The following is a 1,991-nucleotide window of genomic DNA, read 5'->3' as shown; positions in this document are numbered from 1 at the left end:
TTACGCCTGTTTACAATCTTCGCGATGATCGCTTCCTTGAATTCGCTTGAATAGAACGACTGTCTTCCCACTTGTATCTACTTGCTCGCCCTCTATATTTTCAATTCTGGCTAAGCGACATCTTTCCTGAAACAGGGGGCTGCGACAAGAGTTCAGAGACAGACTTGGTCGCATTCAGCCTATAGCAGAAAATGTACCCGAACCCCTTCTGAAGCAAGTTTTGTAATTCCAGGGGTGTCGATGGTTCCTTGCCACTGCAAACATTCTACAGCTGACAAAAATCTTAACAAGCTGCTCACCATGAAAAAGGTATTTTGCATTTTGGAGTTTCCGACCAATAAAAAAGTTTAGAGGTTTATTAAAGAAAATGTAGATCATGTTAGCTATCTATTGAAAGAGAAGCGCAAAAGAGCCCAATGATTATGGTTACAAGCCATAAAACTTCATAGCCACGATTCGACATTGGTTGAATGTTGGTCGATATTTTGATCGAGTTTTACATCGTGGTGTTTTAGCTTACTCACTCAACGTGAGAAACTTGCATTTTCAGCCCTGAAAATTGTCCTGGGATGGGGCTGCACCGCATCGATTCCAAGCTTTACACAAGGAATTTGGAGAAGGAGGAAAACAGCACGATTGAGAATTCGATTAAAGAAATCAGGCTGCTGATCCAATTTTCACCCCCGAACAACAGTTTTCCGACGCTCCCTTTCACTCTGTGATCAATTCGAAAGCCTGAGCTGGTAATCAATCGGATTTTCATCAGTGTAGCTTTGCATAGGATTTGTTATATGGATTCAGGCAACAACGCGTGAAATATCTACGTGAAAAGGGTTCCAAACCCATTGGTGGGTTTATTAAACGAATCCTGGTCAGCCGATCTCTGCACTTAACATCGAGCCGTCTCGTCCGGTGTGTGCAGTGTGGCGGGAATCCCAGCGCCTGTGTCCAAGCTGAATTGCAAACCATGACTCGGTCGAATGGCCTTTTTTGTAAAACCCCAGAGCTGCTTTAGGGCCAAAACCCTGGTCAAGCAGAGGTTCACGAACTCCTGTAAGGCTTGTGGAGTGACTGTTGTTGCGGAAATTGTGATGACTGAGTTGAAGAGGAAAGAAGACATGATCATGAAGAAATCAGGAATCCTGCCTCCTAGTTTAGCCGCCATCCAGATCGTAAATGCCTGTGATCAAAAAGCTCAAAAAAATCACCTTGATATTGTTGCTGGGCGCCTCGTCGCGAAGCAGGATGTTGGCCCAGGAAAAGTATCCGCCGTCGGTCGGAGCCGGCGTACAGGAGCCATTGTCTCCTGCGATTCGTACCCACAGCGAGTCATAGGTGGTGGTGACTATTTGCACCCCGGCTATGTAATCGAAAGCCATATCAAAAGTCGGGTTGCACAGCCCCTTCTGAGATGCCCTGCATTGAGCCAATTTCTTACATGGGCTGGATTTTGAAAAACGCGACAAATGATTTGGAAAAGTATCCTTATTGCTTGTTTAACTGATGGAGTGAACTGTATGAAAAGACTTGAGACTGTTGTTCTGTCCTGGCTTTTGGTTGGCGGTATCCTGGGATGCGAGTCGCGTAGCAGTGATTCAAATCTGGCGGCTTCCGCCCGTGGCCCCCGGATCTTCTATGTCGACAGTGTAGGAGGATCGGATGTGCCTTCCGAGACATCGCCTGAAACACCCTGGCAGTCACTGAATAAAATCAACGCCATGAAGCTTCTGCCTGGCGACGTGGTCCGGCTTAAACGCGGTTCAGCCTGGGATATAGGACTGGTTGTGAAGGATTCGGGCACCCCTGAAGCTCCGATTACCATTGAAGCTTATGGTGATGAAAACAAGCCTGTGCAGGAGATGAAGTCTCCTGTTATTGAGAACCCTGGCGCAGGACGCTGGGGGGCCGCAGTCGAACTGCAAGGCAGTTACATTATTGTTGAGGGTCTTTTGCTCCGCAATGCCAACGCTCGTGGTGTCATGATTAACGAG

General features: G+C 47.1%; 1 protein-coding gene and 1 pseudogene. One reads left to right on the top strand and one right to left on the bottom strand.

Annotation, left to right across the window (positions count from 1 at the left end; all coding sequences use genetic code 11):
• Positions 1 to 1,154: 1,154 nt before the first annotated feature.
• Positions 1,155 to 1,379, bottom strand: coding sequence for a hypothetical protein (locus VE954_RS22240; protein ID WP_324956891.1), 225 nt, complete (start codon positions 1,377 to 1,379; stop codon positions 1,155 to 1,157).
• A gap of 138 nt (positions 1,380 to 1,517) precedes the next feature.
• Between VE954_RS22240 and VE954_RS22235 the strand changes: the two are divergent.
• Positions 1,518 to 1,991 (top strand): annotated as a pseudogene (locus VE954_RS22235) (hypothetical protein); the annotation flags it as partial.

Source organism: Oligoflexus sp. (genome assembly GCF_035638955.1).
Lineage (GTDB): Bacteria > Bdellovibrionota_B > Oligoflexia > Oligoflexales > Oligoflexaceae > Oligoflexus.
This window is presented reverse-complemented; position numbering and strand designations above follow the sequence as displayed.